The following is a 1,746-nucleotide window of genomic DNA, read 5'->3' on the forward strand; positions in this document are numbered from 1 at the left end:
TTGTAAAGCTGGTTGATTGACTTGATCACACCTCGTATTATATAGTCATACCCATTCTTTACCTTATCTATAGGTATCAGGTATGCTGTTAAAGATGCTGTGGTTTGGTATATCACACCTACCGCTTAGACGGTTTTAGGGAGGCTCCAACCACAGTCTCTTTGTTTAATTGTTAATCAGTTAGATACCGCATGACGGTTTATGTAGAACGAGGTTACAGCACGCAAAGAGCCCTGTGGATCTTATAACAGCAGCATCAAATACTTTTAAGGAGGATCATGATTATGATCTATGTTGGTATCGATGTTGCCAAGGACAAGCATGACTGCTGTATTCTTGACGTCGAAGGCCGGAAGCTCTATCCAGTCTTCACCATCTCAAATGACAAGGTCGGTTTTGATGAGCTTTTCTCCAAGATTGAAGAAGTGACTTCTGATAAGACAGAAATAAAAGTAGGTCTTGAAGCTACCGGTCACTATTCTAGCAATCTTCTGGCGTCGCTCGTTGATAAAGGTTTCCCGACCGTTGTTATCAACCCGCTACACACAAATCTTTACAGAAAAGGTCTAAGCCTTAGAAAGACGAAAACGGATAAAGTCGATGCCTCTTCGATCGCTATGATGTTGATGACCGATAGGACACTCAAGCCCTACTCAAAAACATCATATCACAACGAAGAGTTGAAATCATTAACCCGTTATCGCTTTGACAAGGTTCATGAACGTTCTAAGCTCAAGTCTTCTTTAGCCAGGCTTGTGAACATCCTATTTCCCGAACTGGAGAAACTTGTTCCATCGCTTCACCTTAATTCCGTCTACACGCTTTTAGAAGAACTTCCAGGTGCCGATTACATTGCAGGATGTCATTTGACACATCTCAAAAAGCTTCTTGAGACTTCTTCTAAAGGGCGATACAGCCGAGATAAAGCTATCGAGATCAGGAATGCCGCTATCGATTCTATCGGCACACCTATGGACGCAAAATCCATGGAACTACGACATACCATTCATCTCATCTGGATACTTTCCGAAGAGATTGAAGAAATCGAAGCCTCCATAAAAGCAATCATGGATGAAATGCAATCCCCGATAATGACCATCCCCGGTATCAGTTACCGTATGGGAGCGATGATTCTGGCGGAAGTAGGTGATTTTGAGCGCTTCGATAATGCAGACAAGATTCTCGCTTATGCAGGATTATCTCCATCAACATATCAATCCGGGCAGCTTGATTCATCACACTCGCACATGGAGAAACGTGGGTCACGATACCTACGGTATGCGCTTTTTAACGCCACAAAGTTTGTCTGTAAATGGGATGAATCCTTCGGCATCTACCTCGGAAGAAAAATATCCGAGGGCAAGCACTACAATGTAGCCGTATCACATGCGGCGAAAAAGCTGATCCGAACAATCTATAGGATGGAACTAACCGGACAAGCTTACTCTCCGAGCTAATCAATCAGATATACCTTTTCTGTTTGAGCACCCAATCGGATGCTCTGTTTGTCATGCAATTTTCAAGGAACTGATTGTCGGGAATAAGTCCCGACCACTATACAAATCGCATTTCTGCGTTTTGATCAAAAATCATTTATTTCTTCTTGACTTCTAATAGTTAGTCTCCCTTTATCACAAATGGCCTTGCACCAAAAGTGTTTGCTACAGCAGCTATGTTGTCTGTTCCGGGATCGATAGCCATTACTCTCAAGCCCTTCAGATCTGATACGTCCGAAAGGTCAGAGAG

At 42.9% G+C, this 1,746-nt stretch carries 1 protein-coding gene; it reads left to right on the top strand.

The window, feature by feature from the left end; genetic code table 11:
* Positions 1 to 284 precede the first annotated feature (284 nt).
* Positions 285 to 1,457, top strand: coding sequence for an IS110 family transposase (locus G613_RS0117715; protein ID WP_026490291.1), 1,173 nt, complete (start codon positions 285 to 287; stop codon positions 1,455 to 1,457).
* Positions 1,458 to 1,746: the final 289 nt, after the last annotated feature.

Origin of the sequence: Butyrivibrio sp. VCB2006, from assembly GCF_000420945.1 — a bacterium.
GTDB lineage: Bacteria > Bacillota > Clostridia > Lachnospirales > Lachnospiraceae > Butyrivibrio.

What these genes read in the sequence shown, in the direction of transcription:
- G613_RS0117715 (WP_026490291.1), top strand. Translation starts at nt 285, where the DNA reads ATGATCTATGTTGGTATCGATGTTGCCAAGGACAAGCATGACTGCTGT.